Annotated in this window: 18 protein-coding genes and 1 pseudogene; 9 read left to right on the forward strand and 10 right to left on the reverse strand. The window is 37.3% G+C overall.

What is annotated here, in order from left to right:
• Positions 1-457 precede the first annotated feature (457 nt).
• From JM83_RS10100 to JM83_RS10140, 9 genes are all read left to right on the forward strand, one after another.
• Positions 458-1,273, forward strand: a complete 816-nt coding sequence (locus JM83_RS10100; protein ID WP_144961755.1) for a sulfite exporter TauE/SafE family protein — start codon at positions 458-460, stop codon at positions 1,271-1,273.
• Positions 1,274-1,297: 24 nt separating this feature from the next.
• Positions 1,298-1,615 carry a rhodanese-like domain-containing protein gene (locus JM83_RS10105; RefSeq protein WP_144961757.1) on the forward strand — a complete coding sequence of 106 codons (318 nt, stop codon included), beginning with the start codon at positions 1,298-1,300 and terminating at the stop codon, positions 1,613-1,615.
• A 15-nt stretch (positions 1,616-1,630) separates the two neighbouring features.
• Positions 1,631-2,236, forward strand: coding sequence for a class I SAM-dependent methyltransferase (locus JM83_RS10110; protein ID WP_144961759.1), 606 nt, complete (start codon positions 1,631-1,633; stop codon positions 2,234-2,236).
• Positions 2,237-2,333: 97 nt separating this feature from the next.
• Positions 2,334-3,674 (forward strand): rhodanese-like domain-containing protein, encoded by a 1,341-nt coding sequence (locus tag JM83_RS10115; protein WP_144961761.1) that lies wholly within the window; start codon positions 2,334-2,336, stop codon positions 3,672-3,674.
• Between the two features lie 40 nt (positions 3,675-3,714).
• Positions 3,715-4,095 (forward strand): MFS transporter, encoded by a 381-nt coding sequence (locus tag JM83_RS19280; RefSeq protein WP_222430225.1) that lies wholly within the window; start codon positions 3,715-3,717, stop codon positions 4,093-4,095.
• A gap of 357 nt (positions 4,096-4,452) precedes the next feature.
• Positions 4,453-4,725 carry a hypothetical protein gene (locus tag JM83_RS19285; protein WP_222430226.1) on the forward strand — a complete coding sequence of 91 codons (273 nt, stop codon included), beginning with the start codon at positions 4,453-4,455 and terminating at the stop codon, positions 4,723-4,725.
• A 297-nt stretch (positions 4,726-5,022) separates the two neighbouring features.
• Positions 5,023-5,580, forward strand: coding sequence for a YeeE/YedE family protein (locus tag JM83_RS10125; protein ID WP_144961763.1), 558 nt, complete (start codon positions 5,023-5,025; stop codon positions 5,578-5,580).
• Between the two features lie 3 nt (positions 5,581-5,583).
• Positions 5,584-5,997 carry a DUF6691 family protein gene (locus JM83_RS10130; protein ID WP_144963738.1) on the forward strand — a complete coding sequence of 138 codons (414 nt, stop codon included), beginning with the start codon at positions 5,584-5,586 and terminating at the stop codon, positions 5,995-5,997.
• 1,577 nt (positions 5,998-7,574) lie between these two features.
• Positions 7,575-9,125, forward strand: coding sequence for an IS1634 family transposase (locus JM83_RS10140; protein ID WP_222430213.1), 1,551 nt, complete (start codon positions 7,575-7,577; stop codon positions 9,123-9,125).
• Positions 9,126-9,270: 145 nt separating this feature from the next.
• Here the strand turns inward: JM83_RS10140 and JM83_RS19780 are convergent, their stop codons facing one another.
• The 10 genes and pseudogenes from JM83_RS19780 to JM83_RS10190 all read right to left on the reverse strand — a co-directional run bounded on the left by JM83_RS19780 (position 9,271) and on the right by JM83_RS10190 (position 16,766).
• Complete coding sequence (locus JM83_RS19780) at positions 9,271-9,348, reverse strand: SHOCT domain-containing protein (protein ID WP_409994704.1); 78 nt, start codon at positions 9,346-9,348, stop codon at positions 9,271-9,273.
• Positions 9,335-9,535: a hypothetical protein gene (locus JM83_RS19460; RefSeq protein WP_261376429.1), complete on the reverse strand. Its 201-nt coding sequence runs from the start codon at positions 9,533-9,535 to the stop codon at positions 9,335-9,337. The genes JM83_RS19780 and JM83_RS19460 overlap by 14 nt, the downstream gene beginning before the upstream one ends.
• A 10-nt stretch (positions 9,536-9,545) precedes the next feature.
• Complete coding sequence (locus JM83_RS10150; protein WP_144961765.1) at positions 9,546-9,713, reverse strand: copper resistance protein CopZ; 168 nt, start codon at positions 9,711-9,713, stop codon at positions 9,546-9,548.
• A 294-nt stretch (positions 9,714-10,007) separates the two neighbouring features.
• On the reverse strand, positions 10,008-10,325 hold the full coding sequence (locus JM83_RS10160; protein ID WP_261376430.1) for a hypothetical protein: 318 nt from the start codon (positions 10,323-10,325) through the stop codon (positions 10,008-10,010).
• 182 nt (positions 10,326-10,507) lie between these two features.
• Positions 10,508-11,113: a rhodanese-like domain-containing protein gene (locus JM83_RS10165; RefSeq protein WP_222430227.1), complete on the reverse strand. Its 606-nt coding sequence runs from the start codon at positions 11,111-11,113 to the stop codon at positions 10,508-10,510.
• Between the two features lie 105 nt (positions 11,114-11,218).
• Positions 11,219-11,596, reverse strand: coding sequence for a DUF302 domain-containing protein (locus JM83_RS10170; protein ID WP_315897860.1), 378 nt, complete (start codon positions 11,594-11,596; stop codon positions 11,219-11,221).
• Positions 11,597-11,629: 33 nt separating this feature from the next.
• Positions 11,630-12,731: pseudogene (locus tag JM83_RS10175) on the reverse strand (IS630 family transposase).
• A gap of 86 nt (positions 12,732-12,817) precedes the next feature.
• Entirely contained in the window at positions 12,818-13,009 is a 192-nt protein-coding gene (locus JM83_RS10180) for a DUF2892 domain-containing protein (protein ID WP_144961773.1), read from the reverse strand.
• Between the two features lie 193 nt (positions 13,010-13,202).
• The gene (locus JM83_RS10185) at positions 13,203-13,508 is read right to left on the reverse strand and encodes a hypothetical protein (protein WP_144961775.1); all 306 of its coding nucleotides are present in this window, start codon (positions 13,506-13,508) and stop codon (positions 13,203-13,205) included.
• Positions 13,509-13,565: 57 nt separating this feature from the next.
• A complete protein-coding gene (locus tag JM83_RS10190) occupies positions 13,566-16,766 on the reverse strand; it encodes an efflux RND transporter permease subunit (RefSeq protein WP_144961777.1) in 3,201 nt (1,066 codons plus the stop codon).
• Positions 16,767-16,965 lie beyond the last annotated feature (199 nt).

Consider the following 16,965-nt stretch of genomic DNA (forward strand, 5'->3'; position numbering starts at 1 on the left):
ATAGGTACAGAATAGGTACAGAATAATGTGATTTTAAAGACATCATTCTAATTGATGTTAAATCATTTTATTTGACCTTAAATTTTATGAATTATTTAATTTTGCCATTAAAAGGATTCTTCTGAAGCGTTGGTATTTCTGTTATAAAATAGTTTAGTATGAACTCTTAATGCATTTTTACATACCTCTCAATGGTATTGAATGACTTAAATTCAGAGTTTTCGACTTTGCTATACCAATGTGCCATTTTAATTACTCCACAACTTTTGAGATAGGTCCTTTAAAAGTTTACTTATTTGTATTCTTAGCCACACACACACACTCAATCGATCTACTGAGGTAAATTCAAGTATATTTTAAAATTGAATTAACTCCATCCGAAATTTCCTCTGTTACAATTGTTACTGTAGATCCCATTACATAAATCTAATTTTGTCTTGAATTTAAAAACTAGTAGATGGAATTACTTGAGATATTTGGTTATATAAGTGCGATTATAATTGGGATATCACTAGGCTTAATAGGAGGGGGAGGATCTATTCTTGCCGTGCCAGTACTGGCATATTTATTCTCCATGGGTGAGAGGGTAGCTACGGCTTACTCATTGTTTATAGTTGGAGCTAGTGCCCTAGTAGGTGGTATTCAACAACATTATAAAGGTTATGTGGACTGGAAAACTGCGATAATTTTCGGGATACCAGCTATAATAGGTGTAACTGTGGTGAGGCATTATGTAGTTCCGGCATTACCGGAAACCTTATTTTATATTCAGGACTTTGAATTTACCAGAAGGATGGCCATGTTTGGGTTATTTGCTGTGCTAATGATACCAGCTGCTTTTTCCATGTTACGTAAAAAAAGTACTGATGGTCAAAACAATTTAGAGAAACAGGTTAAGTATAATTATCCGCTCATTTTGGCTGAAGGTCTCATCGTTGGTGCAATTACTGGAATGATTGGAGCGGGAGGCGGATTTCTAATCATCCCGGCATTGGTAATTTTGGCTAATATTGAAATGAAAACTGCGGTGGGAACTTCGCTAATTATTATAGCCTTTAAATCCTTGTTAGGATTCTTCCTTGGAGACGCATTGACTATGGAGGTTGACTGGACCTTCCTTGGAGTAATTATAAGCCTTTCTTTTATAGGTATTTTCCTAGGATCCTTTTTAAGTAACTACATTAATGGCGAACGTCTAAAAAAAGGTTTCGGTTACTTTATATTTCTTATGGCCGGATTTATTTTTTACATGGAATTTTTTGTCAAAAATTAAGAAACAATTTAAATTTTAAAGAAAATGGAAAACTTAACTACAAATGATTTTGCGAATAATATCAAAAATGATAAAGATGCTGTTATAATTGATGTGCGAACTCCCAAAGAATGGAAAGATGGTGTTATACCTAATGCCAAATTGATCAATCTATTGGAACCAAATGTTTTTCAACAAGAAATCGCAAAATTAGATACAGATAAAAACTATTATATATACTGCCGTAGTGGAAATCGGAGCGGACAGGCTTGCCAGTTAATGGATTCCAAAGGCTTTAATACCTATAACCTTGAAGGAGGTATTTTGCAATGGGATGAAAAACTATCTGAACCGGCCTACTAAATTTATTTATACAAGATGAAAGGTAAATCAAAAGATTTTTGGGAAGAAAGATATAGTGAACAGGATTATGTGTATGGGGAACATCCAAATGTTTTCTTTCAGAATGAACTGGAAAAGTTAGAGCCTGCATCTATACTTCTTCCTGCTGATGGGGAAGGTCGAAACTCGGTTTTTGCCGCTAAAAAAGGCTGGCAGGTAACTGCCTTCGATCTTAGTAAGGCCGGGAAGGAAAAAGCAGATAAACTGGCGAAGAAAAATGAGGTGGAAATAAACTTTGAAGTTACTTCCGCAAAAGAATTTGAGAGCAACAAGAAATTTGAAGCAATCGCACTGATTTATGCTCATTTTAATGCTGAAGAAAGGCCTGCTATTCATAAGCGCTTATTACAATTTTTAAAGCCCGGTGGAATTTTGATTTTTGAAGCTTTCTCTAAAAATCAACTGGATTATAGTTCAGGTGGGCCTAAAGATGTTAAGATGCTTTTTTCCAACGAAGAAATCAGGAGTGAATTTAAAGGACTCAATATAGAATATTTGGAAGAGCTAAAAATAGAACAGCAGGAGGGGAAATACCATCAGGGGGAAAGTAGTGTCCTGCAAATGCTGGGAAGGAAGAACTAGTGCCGTATGTACTAAGTAAGTAACAATTGTTACTGTAGGAATCAATAACATTGATCAATTTTACAAAAGAAAATAATAAAATATAAAATTAATAATTATGAAGATAAAACAGTTTAAAGATGCTCCATTATCTCATTTTTCTTACGCTTTGGTAAGTAACGGAGAGATGGCACTTGTAGATCCCAGTAGGAACCCTGTTCCATATTATAAATATGCCGAAGAGGAAAATGCTAAAATAACAGCAGTTTTTGAAACTCACCCGCATGCAGATTTTGTGAGTGGTCACCTGCAAATAAGCAAGGAAACTGGTGCAACCATTTATATTAGTGAAAAAGTAGGGGTGAATTATCCGCATCGAAGTTTTGATGAAGGAGATAGTGTCAAAGTAGGAAATGTAACCATCAAACCTATATTTACCCCAGGCCATTCCCCAGATAGCTTAACTTTTCATGCTTTTGAAAATGATGAACATGTCTTATTTACTGGGGATACATTATTTATTGGAGATGTAGGCCGTCCAGATTTAAGGGAAAAGGCAGGGAATATGAAGGCGAAAAGGAAAGAGCTTGCCAAAATGATGTACCATTCTATTCAAAATAAATTTAAAGATCTTCCTAACGACGCTAAAGTTTATCCAGCCCACGGTGCAGGTTCTTTATGCGGAAAAAATATGAGTGATGCCGATAGCAGTACCTTGGGTAATGAACGTATAGGCAACTGGGCATTTAAAGATCAAACTGAAGATGAATTTGTTTCAGAAATCTTAAAGGACCAACCATTTATCCCATCTTATTTTGGTTTTGATGTGGATTTAAACCGTGAAGGTGCAGATAATATTCAATCTTCCAAGTATAGTATACCACTTAAATTAAATGTGAATAATATTGATAATGAATTGCTTGTAGTAGATACAAGGGATGAGCAGCTTTTTAAAAAAGACCATCTGCCCAATAGTATTAATATCATGGCACGAGGAGAGAATGATAAATTTGAAACTTGGCTTGGGGCTATTATTGAACCAGATGAACAATTTAACTTAGTGCTTGAGGGAATCGATAATTTTGATGAAATTCTTGAAAGGGTCGCTAAAATTGGTTATGAAAAACAATTGAAAGGAATTTTCACCTTATCTGAAAAGATTACCAATTCTTCAGAAGCGTTTGATTTACTAAGTTTTGATAAGAACAAAGAGAAATATACGATAATAGACATTCGTAATGCCAGTGAAGTTTTAGAGGGTAAAATCTTTGAAAATGCCCATAATATTCCACTAAATGAGTTACGAAAAAGGATAGATGAGCTTCCAAAAGATAAGCCCATGGTAGTGCACTGTGCAGGTGGTTATCGTAGTGCTGCGGGAAGTAGTATTTTAGAAAGCGAAATAGATAAAGTATCCGTTTATGATTTAAGTGAGGATATAAAAAAGTATAAGTCCTAATGGACGTAAAACCAGTAAGGAAAACTGGAAACAGTTTTCCTTGCTGGTTTTAATAAATGCTTTTGTTGGCGGAATGGTGGGGTTGGAGAGGAGTATTTTCCCCCAATATGCTAAGGAGAGTTTTAGCATAGAATCCAACATTGCAATTCTTTCATTCATAACGGCCTTTGGTATTACCAAGGCTGTTACTAATTTATTGGCAGGCAGGTTTGCCAATAGGTTTGGGAGAAAAAGATTGTTGATTGTTGGATGGCTTTTCGCCATTCCCATTCCTTTTATTTTAATGAACGCGACCAGTTGGAACTGGGTGATCTTTGCCAATGTTATACTGGGCATTAACCAGGGTTTAAGGAGCAGTACGGTGGTAATGAAAATTGATTTGGTAGGAGTAAAGAATCGTGGTCTGGCTATGGGTCTATAAATGAATTTTCAGGTTACCTCGCAGTAGGCGTAGCGGCATTTCTGTCTGGATACATAGCTAATATCTATGGTATTGCACCCTATCCATTTTACATTGGTATTGGCATTTCTGTGGAGGGAATAATAATAAGTTATCTTTTCATAAAAGATACCCGAAGTTTTGTAACAATAGAGGAATAAGTCAATGATACTTCTTCATTACAACATATATTTCTGGACACTACGTTTAAAAATAAAACTTTAAGTTCGGTTACCCAGGCTGGATTGGTTGATAATTTAAACGATGGGATGATGATATGGGGATTGTTGCCTGTTATGCTATTAAATATAAATTATGATGCTCGGGAAATTGGTATGATTGCGGCAGTTTACCCAACAGTATGGGGAACAGGTCAATTGTTCACCGGCAGAATGGCTGATGTTTATTCAAAAAAAGGCTTTACTTTTTTGGGGAATGTTATTGCAGGGAATTGCTATTTTATTATTTCCCTTTTCAGATAATTTTATTTTCTTAGTTACCATTGCGTTTACATTAGGAATGGGCACAGCCTTAGTTTATCCTACATTCTTATCTGTTATCGCCGCGTCAACAAATCCAGTCCAACGCGCAGAAAGTATTGGAGCTTTTTGATTTTGGCGTGATTCGGGTTATGCTATTGGTGCGAGAATGTCTGGAATAATAGCAGATTCGCTTGGTGTTTCGGCTGTAATTATTATTACCGGGTTTATAACGTTGACTTCAGCTGTAATCATTAAACTGCGAATGCCTGTTGAAAAGATTTTCGCCAAGGTCTAACCTGAAAAAATTGCTATTTTTTCATTTTAAGATACTGATATATTTAAACTTAGATGAGCTCCTATTTGGTTTGTAACAAAGGTTACCGAGATAACACTGACTATTCAATATATTCGCATAAAATTATATAAAATGGAATGGATTTATGAACCTTGGCCTTGGTATATATCTGGCCCTCTCATTGCAGTAACTATGTTTGTACTGCTTTATACAGGAAAGCAATTTGGAATGTCATCAAACCTGCGCACCATGTGCAGTATTGGAGGTGCTGGCAAAGCAGCTGATTTCTTCAAATTTGATTGGAAAAAAGAGCGTTGGAACCTTATGGTCGTACTAGGTACTGTTTTGGGCGGTTTTTTTGCATCAACTTATCTATCTAATAACACTGTGGAAATAAATGAGCAAGTAGCCAATAAATTAAGCACTGAATATGGAATAAATAGTGCTGGGGAAGCTTATATGCCTACGGAAATATTTGCCTTGGAAAATCTTGGTAACCCATTGGTTCTTTTCGTGCTAATCGTAGGAGGTTTCATGGTGGGCTTTGGTGCTCGATATGCTGGTGGGTGTACTTCAGGACATGCGATTTCTGGATTGAGCAACCTGCAACTCCCTTCACTAATTGCTGTGATAGGCTTTTTTATTGGTGGACTCATAATGATCCATTTGCTTTACCCATTAATATTTTAAATGATGAAATATATTACTTACGTCTTTATCGGTTTCTTTTTTGGAATTATCATGTACAAATCGGAAGCAGCTTCCTGGTTTAGAATTTACGAGATGTTCGAATTTGGTTCTTTTCATATGTACGGTATAATCGGTTCGGCTCTGCTAATCGGTGTTTTGGGCGTACAAATAATTAAAAGAAAAAATATAAAAGCCATGGGAGGGCGGGAAATGCAATTAAAACCGAAGGAAATGAGTATCCCGCGTTATTTGATTGGAGGTATTATCTTTGGTTTGGGATGGGCTCTTGCCGGTGCTTGTCCAGGACCAATGTATGTACTTGCCGGTTCCGGTTACATTTCGATATTCGTGGTTATCGCTGCCGCTTTATTTGGCACCTTTGTATATGGTCTATTGAGGCATAAATTGCCGCATTAATGTCATTGTAGTGATAGTGGCCCTGAAAGTTTTCTATACTCTTATTTTTTAGACGAGTTAGCTCCTGAACGAAGTACCAGAGGTTTTGGCAAGTTAAAAAAAACACTACGAAGGGTGAAATGGCCCTCTTTACCGTTGAATATGTTAACACCATTCCGTCATTGCTGCAAGGCGCAATTAAAATACTGCGTATTGATAACAATGGAAATAAATTACTTCTTTAGTTCTTAGATTGTGGTGTTTGACCTGCGCGGTCAGCATAACTTGTTGTCTTAACAGGATGAAAATCGAAATAAAACTATCGCCGAAAAGCATATGGATCTAATCATTTTTCCCATATAAAAGATGGATGAATGGGTTGTCAAATATAAATTATAGAGAGTATTTATTTTTCAGAGCTAATACCCAACTAAAAGAAATTCTTGATACTATGGACAGCGTTGTCTTTCTTAAAATGGATATGTATTTTCTTTTATATATAAAAGAAAAAGCTAAAGTGAACCAATATAAAGTATTGCAAGTGACTCATTAGGAAATTGTATAGGACCCTCATATACCCAAGTTGTTATCTCCAGATTTTAAAAACCTAGAACTGAAAGATAAAATTGTCCTTAATAGAAAAAATATAGTAGTAATAAGTTTATTGTTTGTCTTATCATAATGTAAAGACGGAGTTTTGTTTATAGGATAAAATATTAATGCTTTAGAGCTTTTGTTCTTAATAGGTAAACTGATTATTCTGGATTATCTTAGTTAGAACGAATTATAGTTAATGTTATCTGCGTTCACGGGACTTAAAGACCGAAATACTACCTTCAACCCATATTTTTCTTTAAGTCTAGGCTGCAGTAGATAGTCGTAAGGGCACCAATAAACAGCGCAAAAATGCTGCAATAAATATGATTGAGTGCCGTTAACAGCGCTAGTAGATTGAACACGAGTACTGGTATGAAGGGTATATAAGTATGTAGCTTGTGTCTATAGTGATTGCGCTCCGTAGATATAATTTCGTTAGTACTTTGCTTAAAAACAAGATTATAGAGCACCGTACCAATCCCCACCTATGGAGAATGAGAAGATTAAGCTCTCAATGTCAAAGTCTGTTTTTCGGCTAAATTAAATAAGGAAGGCGGCATCCAATATTCTGGTACGAACAATGGTTCTATTAAACCAAAAAGCATAGTGATAAGACTCATTTTGAGCATTTCCTTTCCCATCCCTTTTTTAAAGGTATAAATTATTGTCCTAAGCACTAGAATGATAAGTGACCATATAAACCAGACGTACTGCATTTGTTTTTTAGTTTGAACATTATAAAAAGCCCAATGAGCCATCCCAGAAGGAAGGTTTGAAATATGCCAAATAAAGCTTCTAGTCCAGCTGTAGTTATCACAACCATAAATTCCAAATAAATTAAGGTTCTTATAAGAACAAGGGCAAATCCAAATTTTTAATATTTATACGGTTGGTAAATGTGATCTTTATATTAATTATCTAACTTTAAATTTTTTCCTGTCTTCCGCACTTTTTAAAAATCAGCTTGGGATGCATTGATTTTACTGGAATGAATTTTGAAAATGGGTGTTGCAAGCCTATTTTTGAGGATGTTTTTAAGAAAATTAAAGAATCGTTCTGGTAGTATATCGGTACAAATTATTTCCAAAGAAAGAGGGAAATACAAGGTTGTTAAGTCTATTGGCAGCAGTAGCAATGAGCAGGAGATCCAAAAACTTGTTTTTCTGGGAAAGCAGGAAATAGAAAGACTGGAGGCTCAGGGAAAATTGTTTGTTTCAGAAAATGACATTGTTGTTGAGCAGTTATTTGAAGCTTTGGGCAATGCCAGTATTAAAACCGCGGGCCCGGAAATTATTTTTGGAAAAATATATGACGGCATCGGTTTTAATGAGATCAATGAAGATCTGTTTCGCCATTTGGTGATTGCCAGATTGGCCTTTCCTTTGAGCAAATTAAAGACTATTGAATACCTGTACCGGTTTCAAGGTGTAAGGCTGGATATAGATGCTGTATATCGTTTCCTGGACAAGCTCAATGACCGTTTAAAAACACAGGTTGAGCAGATTTCTTTTGCACATACTTTAAAAGTTCTTGGAGGTAAGATCAGTATTGTCTTCTATGATATGACCACACTTTATTTTGAGGCCAGCGATGAGGATGATCTTAGAAAAGCAGGCTTCAGTAAGGATGGGAAGCATCAGAACCCCCAGATCTTTCTTGGTTTGTTGGTGGGGCTTGGAGGCTATGCTATTAGCTATGATATTTTCGAAGGCAATATTTATGAAGGGCATACTTTGATTCCATTCATAGAAAAAACAACAGCAAAATTTAATTTGGAAAAACCTGTGATTGTTGCCGATGCTGGCTTATTGTCAAATTCCAACATCTTGGCCCTTGAAGAAAAAGGTTACCAATATATCATTGGGGCAAGGTTAAAAAACGAACCAGAAAAAATAAAGAAACAGATACTGGCAAAAAAGCTTATCGATGGCCAGATGATCAAAATACCAAAGGCTGAAAAAACCCGTCTGATTGTTACCTATGCCAACAATCGAGCGGCAAAAGATGAGCACAACCGAAAAAGAGGATTGCAGCGCCTGGAAAAGCGGATAAAGTCTGGAAAGCTCACCAAATCCAACATCAACAATAAGGGTTACAATAAATATTTAAAAATGCAGGGGGATGTGACCATTGAAATTGATTATGAAAAATTCTGGAAAGACAACGCCTGGGATGGATTGAAAGGCTATGTAACCAATACAGAACTATCAGATAAACTCGTAGTCGAAAATTACAAAAATTTATGGCATATTGAAAAGGCCTTCAGAATGTCAAAGACCGATTTACGAATACGGCCCATTTACCACAGATTACGTCACCGGATCGAAGCCCATATCTGCATCTCATTTACGGCTTACAGTATCTATAAGGAATTGGAAAGGTTGCTGCACACAGAAAACTCTACTATATCACTAAGAAAAGCAGCAGAACTCACACATAATATATATCAAATAACTTATACCCTTCCTGATTCTAAACACACTAAATCAAAGCTCCTGAAAATGGATGATCAGCAGGCAGAATTATATCAAATCATCGAGAAAAATTTCTAGGGTGTTGCAACGCTGAAGACAGGAGCTGTAGTTATCACAACCATAAATTCCAAATAAATTAAGGTTCTTATAAGAACAAGGGCAAATCCAAATTTTTAATATTTATACGGTTGGTAAATGTGATCTTTATATTAATTATCTAACTTTAAATTTTTTTTATGGCTTCCTCATAATCTTCTTTGGAGATCTCGCCCTTGGCAAACCGGTTTTTAATGATCTCCAATGAATTCTGTTTTTTTTGTTTTTTGAAAGGGGATCTTGAAAGGAATCAAGAAAGTCCAGATCAATAAGAAATTCAAATAATCCACCATATAAAGTGCATCCCCAAAAAGTTTCCATCTTATAAATGCATAATATTGATATTTAGTTATTATAATATATTTGTGCGATTGTATATTTCTTGAGACCATTGAGTTGCTTTTATAATTTGGTCACTGAAAGTGCTTCATTCATCGTGATAAGCGCTGTTCCTTTTGGAGCCGTTAAAATCTCTGCTTTTTCAATCTTGAGATGTTCTTCCGGTATCTTCTTCACCCTTGCAATACATCCACCACAACTGATGTGTTTTATTTGAAATTTTTGTTTCATTGCTTTGTTTTTAATGGTGATGAACTATATGCTCTGATTTTGTGTCTTTTCTGTTGAAGTTTTTTTCTGACAGACCGGGAGTGTATTTGCCGTGTTTCATAGGTATCATTAAGTGGATGGCAAACATTAATATGATAAATATAAAAAGCTCAGTCCCACATCCAATCCAAATTGAGGGTGCTAAAAAGATGAACAAAAGTGATAGCCCGCAACCTACAACCATCCATGACCAGTGATTTTTCATTGTTTTAGTTTTTATGTTGTCATAAATTAACGATGCTCGATCTGTTTCGCTTAGGTTCGGCTATCTAGATTGTCCATCTTGTTCATTCCCTTATCGCTCATCATCTTCATACTGGATTGCATACAATCTTCACTCATTATCCCTTTTTCCTGTATCATTATCATCATAGGTTCCATCATTTTTTCCTCATTCATCATTTGAGACATCATTGAGCGCCTCATTTGTTTGTTGTCCATCATGGTCATTTGCATCCCTTCTCCTTGCATCCTATAACCCATCATTTTTTTATTGCCCTGCATCATTTGCATTGCAGGTTCGCTGTTTTGAATTTGGCTCATTAACTCGGTCATATAATCCTGATTTTCCATCAATGCTTGGGCATCTGTTTCTTGTTTGCAACTGTTTAGGCTTAAAAGCCCAATTGCCGATAAAATTATTACTAGTGTTTTTATACTATTTAATTTAATTATTTTTAATTCTTACGGTATTTCAACCTTTTCCAAATGGTTCTTAAAATCCATTACCCAACTGGAAATAAGCATTACTACTTTTATAATTGTTGTACTGGAAGACCTAACGTGATCCAGTCGTGCATTCCTCCCCTGTAGTATAAAATTCTATCAGCTGGATAACCTGCATCCACGAGGTTCTTTATAGCTGTTGATGATTGCGGGCATTGGGGGCCATTGCAAAAAAATATACTGGGGTTGTTTTCGTCCAATTCATCCATTCTTTCCACCAACTCGTCATAAGGAATATTTTTAGAGCCTGGAATAGTTACTGAACCTGAGGTGCCGGGTTTTCGAGCATCGATAATGGAATAACCCTTCATGTGGTGCTGATAAACTTCTAACTCACCAATTGTATGCACGGATTGTGCAGCCTTTATCGATTGAATACTGCCCCATGTTACATCAACTTCCACTAAGCCAGGTTCTGTTCCTATATTTTTGGGAATCATATGGTTCTCCTCTCTTTTAGGGGTTCTGATCTGGGATATATCCTTAATTCTTGCCTTTAGTTCCTTTATTTTATCTATTTCGGGCATACCAACAGATTCAACTTTTTCATCTACAATTAATAATGGTGAGTGCTTCAATTTATATTTTTCAAATATTTCTGGATGATCCTCGAAATAATTTATCCTGTAGGGCAACCAAGCTTCTTGAAATAATTTCTCAAGCGATGGTCTATGAGTACAAGTTTTGGTTGCTGCTATTATAATTCCCGTAATTTTGATTATTTCATTTCTTAGATTTAATTATAATTTCATGTGAAGTTGTTCGATATTGTCAAGAACCTTTATCAAGGTGCTCTTCGTGTTTTTTGCCACATCCATTACGTCCTTTTTCATGGAGAACGACCAAGTAGTATAGGGATTTTCTATAGACACTTCTATAACAGAATTATCTTCCACTTCTTTAATAGTTATATGGCGCGGAAAGAGAATGCTCATTTGAATGTCGCTAGCAATTAATTTTGATGTGGTTTCTGTTTCACATACCATTAGAATGAGGTGCCGTGGCATCTTTTCAAAGCTAGAGTCTAGATACTGTTTAACGTCAAATTCGCCAACAAGGTCAAGACCTAGTTTTGCGATGTTATTTTTTACGTGTTGTACTGTCTCTTCAAAAGTTATACTGCCAAACCTCCTAGTGTAATGTCAAATTAATTATGCAACATAATGTTTGGCTAGTTTTTCATCGGCATCTTGTTTTGTGAACTTCCAATGTATTTTTTTCTTTGCCGCATTTCGGTTTTCCGTCCAGGAACTTATTTCATTTATCAACTTTTCTGCTTCCCCGATACGTCTTGCCAGGCATTCGCGGTCCATCATGTTGATCTCGATTTCGGCCATGTTCAACCAGCTCCCATGTTTTGGAGTGTAATAAAAATCTATTTTGCCCAGGATCCGCTCCGCCCCCCCCTTTGAGAATGTTTCATAAAAAGAGGATGAAAAATGGGTGTTCAAGTCGTCCAATACCAACCGCACCTTTTTCGCCTTCGGATAATCTTGATCTACCACTTCTTTGATAAAATGGGCGAAATCTGCTTTTTTCCTGGTTTGGGTTACTTTTATATTTCGTTTTCCTGCCAATGCTTCTACTGCCACAAAAACATTCCTGGTCCCATTGCGTGTATATTCATAATCATGTTTTTCCAAGCTTCTTGGTTTTAAGGGTATGGTATTCCGGATGTCTATTATAAGTTGCTTGCTTTTTTCATCCATGCAAACTACTGGGAAACCTTCGTCATAAGCTGTGGCATACAAGTCTAAAAGCTTGTACATCCTTTCCCTGTACTGTGGGGTGATGGCGGTAATGCACCACATTTTTCTCAACCAAGGCTTACATTCGTTTTTTTTAACATCAACCGTATTGTTTCACGGGTTATTGTTTCCAAGCCTTCCTTTTCTTCAAGTTATCTTCCATAAGCTCCAGCGTCCACCTTGCCCTTCCCTTTGGGGCATCGCTACAGGCCAGGGCCACTACCTCGGCCTCTTGGGCCGGGCCGTACTTCTTGGGCTGGCCGCTGCGCGGTTTTTCCCCCAAAGCCGACTGAAGGCCTTCTTTTAAATACTTTTTTTTGGTCCGCCAGATCGTGGTTCGCCCTACTTCCAGGAAATCCTCGATCTCTGCATCCGTTTTTTCTTTATGGAGCAATAAAAGGATGTTGGCCCGGTCGTACTCCCTTCGGCTCCTTTTTGCCGAACTTTTAAAATTACGGAGTTGCTCGATCTCCTCACGGCTCAAATTAACTATCGCCTTTTTCATCTTGTATGGAATTTACAAGAAAGACAAGCATAATTTATTTATGTTGCAAAACTATATTGTTTATACACTAGTAAAATAAGAAGCAACTAATCCTTCAAACCAAGTTTTGCTAAAATAATATCCATTAAACACCATTTTGTAATTGAAGACTGTAGCAAATTTGCTCCTACAAATGCCGTAAACCACAACCAGTTTATATTTACGTAAATGGCTAGCGATAAGCTTATAAGTATAAATGATCCTACAATAGCTCTAAAGACTCTATTTTTGTTTTTCATGATTATTTATGTTTAATTTGATTTTTTTTATGTTTAATGTAGCTACATGAATATGTGACAGCGTTTTTAGTTCGGCATTAAAATCTTTGATTGATTCAATTAACACATCCACATTTTTTTTTGTTAACAAGGCATAAAGCTTCCTGCTATTCCTCGTACTAATCTATTTATCCTCTTTTTTTATTTTTATGGATTAAATAAATTGCTCGATCCCCACAACAGCAACCCTAACCGGATTATTTGTTGGGAGGTTCTTATTATATTCTTTAATAAGTTCAAAAACCGGGGCTATAAGTTCCTCTTTTGTAAAAGAAAAGAAGAGCATGGATTCATTGCCAACCCGTTCTCCTGGAAACCAACTTTGAGCTGCAATAAAGGATCCCGCATTTTTATGGCCGTCTATTTCTGAACTGCTGAAAGCTTCAATTTCGGCATCTTTCAATATTCTTAATACATCCTTTTGAAATTCAGCAAGGGCAGTTATAATCAATAATTTCATACTATTTTTGTTTTTCATTGAACCTTAAGGGAGTTCTGATTTTTATATGCCAGAATCTTATTTATAGTTTTTCCTTTCGATCATATAATATACAAGTGGCACTACCAGCAACGTAAGTATGGTAGAAACAATGGTTCCTCCCATAAGGGAGATTGCAAGCCCTTGGAAAATAGGATCAAAAAGGATCACAAAAGCCCCTATTACCACAGTTCCCGCGGTAAGCAAAATAGGTGTGGTCCTCACAGCTCCGGCTTCTATTACCGCCTGCTTTAGCGGGATACCATCTTCAAGCCTTAAATTCACGAAATCTATTAATAGTACCGAGTTCCTTACCATGATTCCTGCCAGCGCGATCATTCCAATAAAGGAAGTGGCAGTAAAGAATGCCCCCATGATCCAATGGCCCAATACAATCCCCACTAATGATAGTGGAATGGCCACCATCATAACTATTGGGGCTTTGAAGTTCTGGAACCAGCCTACAATAAGAATATAGATGATAATGATTACCCCCAGGAAGGCTATTCCCAGATCCCTGAATACTTCAAGGGTGATTTGCCATTCCCCATCCCATTTTACAGTATAATCGTCTTCATACTGTGGTTGTTCCAGATAAAGTTCGTTCATGCTGTAACCTTTCGGAAGTTCAATTTCTTTTAATTTGTCTTCCATTCCGAGGATGGCATAAACCGGACTTTCCAGTTCTCCGGCCATATCGGCCATCACATAAACCACGCGTTTCTGGTTTTTACGGTAGATGCTTTTATCTAGCGTTTTTTCTTTCACTTCAACCAAATCGCCAACCGAAACCATTTGGCCATTTTGCGAAGTTATTTGTATCTGGGAAATATCACTTATGGAAGATTTTTCTTTTTCATCTAGGGCCAATATAATTCCTACTGGTTGGGTAGCATCTTCATCATAAAGAAAGGTGATTGCCCCTTCTCCCAAGGCACTTTTTAAAGTATATACAATTTGCTGGGGCGCAATTCCATACAACATTGACTTTTCTTTGTCTATTTCAAAATCATACTCGGTTTGATCGGCTTCTACCAGCCAGTCCACATCCACCACATCTTGGGTATTGTTTAGGATCGTCTTTACTTCATTGGCGACTTCGATTTGTTTTTCATAATCTGGTCCGTAAATTTCGGCTACGATGGTAGAGAGCACTGGTGGTCCTGGCGGTACTTCTACAACTTTTACATTGGCGCCATACTTTCCTGCTATTTTTTGAATGTCCGGTCTTAGCAATTTGGCAATATCATGGCTTTGAGCACTGCGGTCTCCTTTTTTGGTCAAGTTTACCTGGATATCTGCCGTATTACTGGCACCGCGTAAATCGTAATGCCTAACTAGTCCATTAAAGGTGATCGGCGCCGAAGTACCCACATAACTTTGGTAATTTACAATTTCAGGACGTTGCGAGAGATACTGGCTAATCTCTTTGGTTACTACCGCTGTTCGTTCCAGGGTAGTGCCTTCGGGCATATCTATAATAATTTGAAATTCATTTTTGTTATCAAAAGGCAGCATTTTTACAGCGACGGTTTCTGTAAAAAAAAGAGCAATAGAGCCTAGTAAAAGTAAAAAGGTAATCCCTAAAAAGACCCATCGTTTTTTAGGGTTTTCAATCAGTGGCGTTTCAAACTTAGCGTAAAGCCTGTATATCAAATTGTTTTCCAGAGGCACCTTTTTTACTTCCTCTTGTTTTTGGCCTTTTTTCACCTTTTCGCGTAGAAAGATATATCCTAGATACGGAGTAATGGTGAGAGCGACAAACAAGGACAAGATCATCGCGATGGAAGCACCAATCGGCATAGGGCTCATATAAGGCCCCATGAGTCCGCTTACAAATGCCATAGGCAGTACTGAAGCGATTACAGTTAAGGTGGCCAGAATAGTCGGGTTTCCAACTTCATTAATGGCATAAATAGCAGCTTGTTTAAATGGGAGGCGTTTCATCTTGAAATGCCTATGCATATTTTCGGCTATAATAATAGAATCATCTACCACAATCCCGGTGACAAATACCAGGGCAAAAAGGGTAATCCTATTAAGGGTATAATCCAACATATAGTAACTAAGCAGGGTAAGGGCAAAGGTAATAGGAACCGAGAGGAACACTACCAGGCCGCCCCGCCATCCCATGGCAAGCATTACCACTAGGGTTACTGCTATAATCGCCCCCAAAAGGTGCATCAGCAGTTCCGATACCTTTTGGGAAGCGGTTTCGCCATAATTTCGGGTAACCTCAACATGAACATCATCGGGAATTAAAGAAGTTTTTAAATGTTCTACTTTTTCAAGGATCACATCGGCAATTTTCATGGCATCGGCCCCTTTTCTTTTAGCTACCGAAATGGTCACTGCGGGGTATTCTGAGGAGTAATCTGCAGCCTGTTCCCCGGCCTGGCCATATCCAAAATTCACATATTCCTTGGATATTTCAGGTCCATCCACAACCCTGGCAACCTGTTTTAAGTAAACCGGCTGTTTGCCCTGTACCCCTACAATAAGGTTCTCGACATCTTTTGCCGACTTCAGGAAACTACCTGTAGTTACAAGGAATTCTGAATCTTGGGAATCAAAACTTCCCGAGGAAAGTTGTTGATTGTTCGCTTTGATTTTTTCGGTAATGCTTAGAAAATCGACTCCGCTGGAAGCCATTTTATCTTTATCAAGTACCACCCTTACCTGGCGGTCTCTACCACCTATTTTTTGGGTAACGGAAACATCCGGTACTTTTTCAATTTCATGAGTGAGTTCATTCGCTATTTGCCTAAGCTGGTAGTCGTTATAGTTCTCACTCCAAAGGGTGAGCCCCAAAACGGGGACATCATCAATGGCCCTGGTTTTTACAAGGGGCTGCGTAACATTAGGTGGCATTTGATCCATATTTTTCATCAGCTCATTATAAAGCTTCACATACGAACGCTCCATATCTTCGCCCACATAAAACTGGACAATAACCATCCCCTGTTCCTTCATGGAAGTAGAATACACATATTCTACCCCCTTAATATTTGAAATTATTTTTTCCAGAGGCTTGGTAACCCGTGATTCCACCTCAGTAGGGCTGGCTCCCGGGTACCCGACAAATATGTCGGCCATGGGAACGTCTATTTGCGGCTCTTCCTCGCGCGGAATTAAAAACGAACTATAAACCCCCACTACCATGAACACAATCATGAGGAGTACCGTAAGTTTTGAACTTATAAAACCTTTGGCAATTTTACCTGCTAATCCTTCTTTCATCTGTTGGTATTTATTTCTTTTTAAATGGTCAGTTGTAATTCGCCAATTAATATTTGGTCTCAATAGCTATCGAGAGGAATCCAATATTGTCTTGGCTCATTATCTATATATTTTTAATGCTTTAAATCATGTTTTTCGCGTTTCCCCTTTAGGAGCTGGACTTTTTGAGCTTCATTGCAGCCGGCTTCCTGTCTAAGGC

Source organism: Gillisia sp. Hel_I_86 (genome assembly GCF_007827275.1).
Classification (GTDB): Bacteria; Bacteroidota; Bacteroidia; order Flavobacteriales; family Flavobacteriaceae; genus Gillisia.

Excerpts from the sequence above, each read along its gene's own strand:
- JM83_RS10180 (WP_144961773.1), bottom strand. The coding sequence starts at position 13,009 with ATGAAAAACAAAAATAGAGTCTTTAGAGCTATTGTAGGATCATTTATA.
- JM83_RS10190 (WP_144961777.1), bottom strand. The coding sequence starts at position 16,766 with ATGAAAGAAGGATTAGCAGGTAAAATTGCCAAAGGTTTTATAAGTTCA.
- JM83_RS10110 (WP_144961759.1), top strand. The coding sequence starts at position 1,631 with ATGAAAGGTAAATCAAAAGATTTTTGGGAAGAAAGATATAGTGAACAG.
- JM83_RS10150 (WP_144961765.1), bottom strand. The coding sequence starts at position 9,713 with ATGAAACAAAAATTTCAAATAAAACACATCAGTTGTGGTGGATGTATT.
- JM83_RS10140 (WP_222430213.1), top strand. The coding sequence starts at position 7,575 with ATGGGTGTTGCAAGCCTATTTTTGAGGATGTTTTTAAGAAAATTAAAG.
- JM83_RS10130 (WP_144963738.1), top strand. The coding sequence starts at position 5,584 with ATGAAATATATTACTTACGTCTTTATCGGTTTCTTTTTTGGAATTATC.
- JM83_RS19460 (WP_261376429.1), bottom strand. The coding sequence starts at position 9,535 with ATGGTCTCAAGAAATATACAATCGCACAAATATATTATAATAACTAAA.
- JM83_RS10125 (WP_144961763.1), top strand. The coding sequence starts at position 5,023 with ATGGAATGGATTTATGAACCTTGGCCTTGGTATATATCTGGCCCTCTC.
- JM83_RS10100 (WP_144961755.1), top strand. The coding sequence starts at position 458 with ATGGAATTACTTGAGATATTTGGTTATATAAGTGCGATTATAATTGGG.
- JM83_RS10115 (WP_144961761.1), top strand. The coding sequence starts at position 2,334 with ATGAAGATAAAACAGTTTAAAGATGCTCCATTATCTCATTTTTCTTAC.
- JM83_RS10185 (WP_144961775.1), bottom strand. The coding sequence starts at position 13,508 with ATGAAATTATTGATTATAACTGCCCTTGCTGAATTTCAAAAGGATGTA.
- JM83_RS10160 (WP_261376430.1), bottom strand. The coding sequence starts at position 10,325 with ATGGAAAATCAGGATTATATGACCGAGTTAATGAGCCAAATTCAAAAC.
- JM83_RS10105 (WP_144961757.1), top strand. The coding sequence starts at position 1,298 with ATGGAAAACTTAACTACAAATGATTTTGCGAATAATATCAAAAATGAT.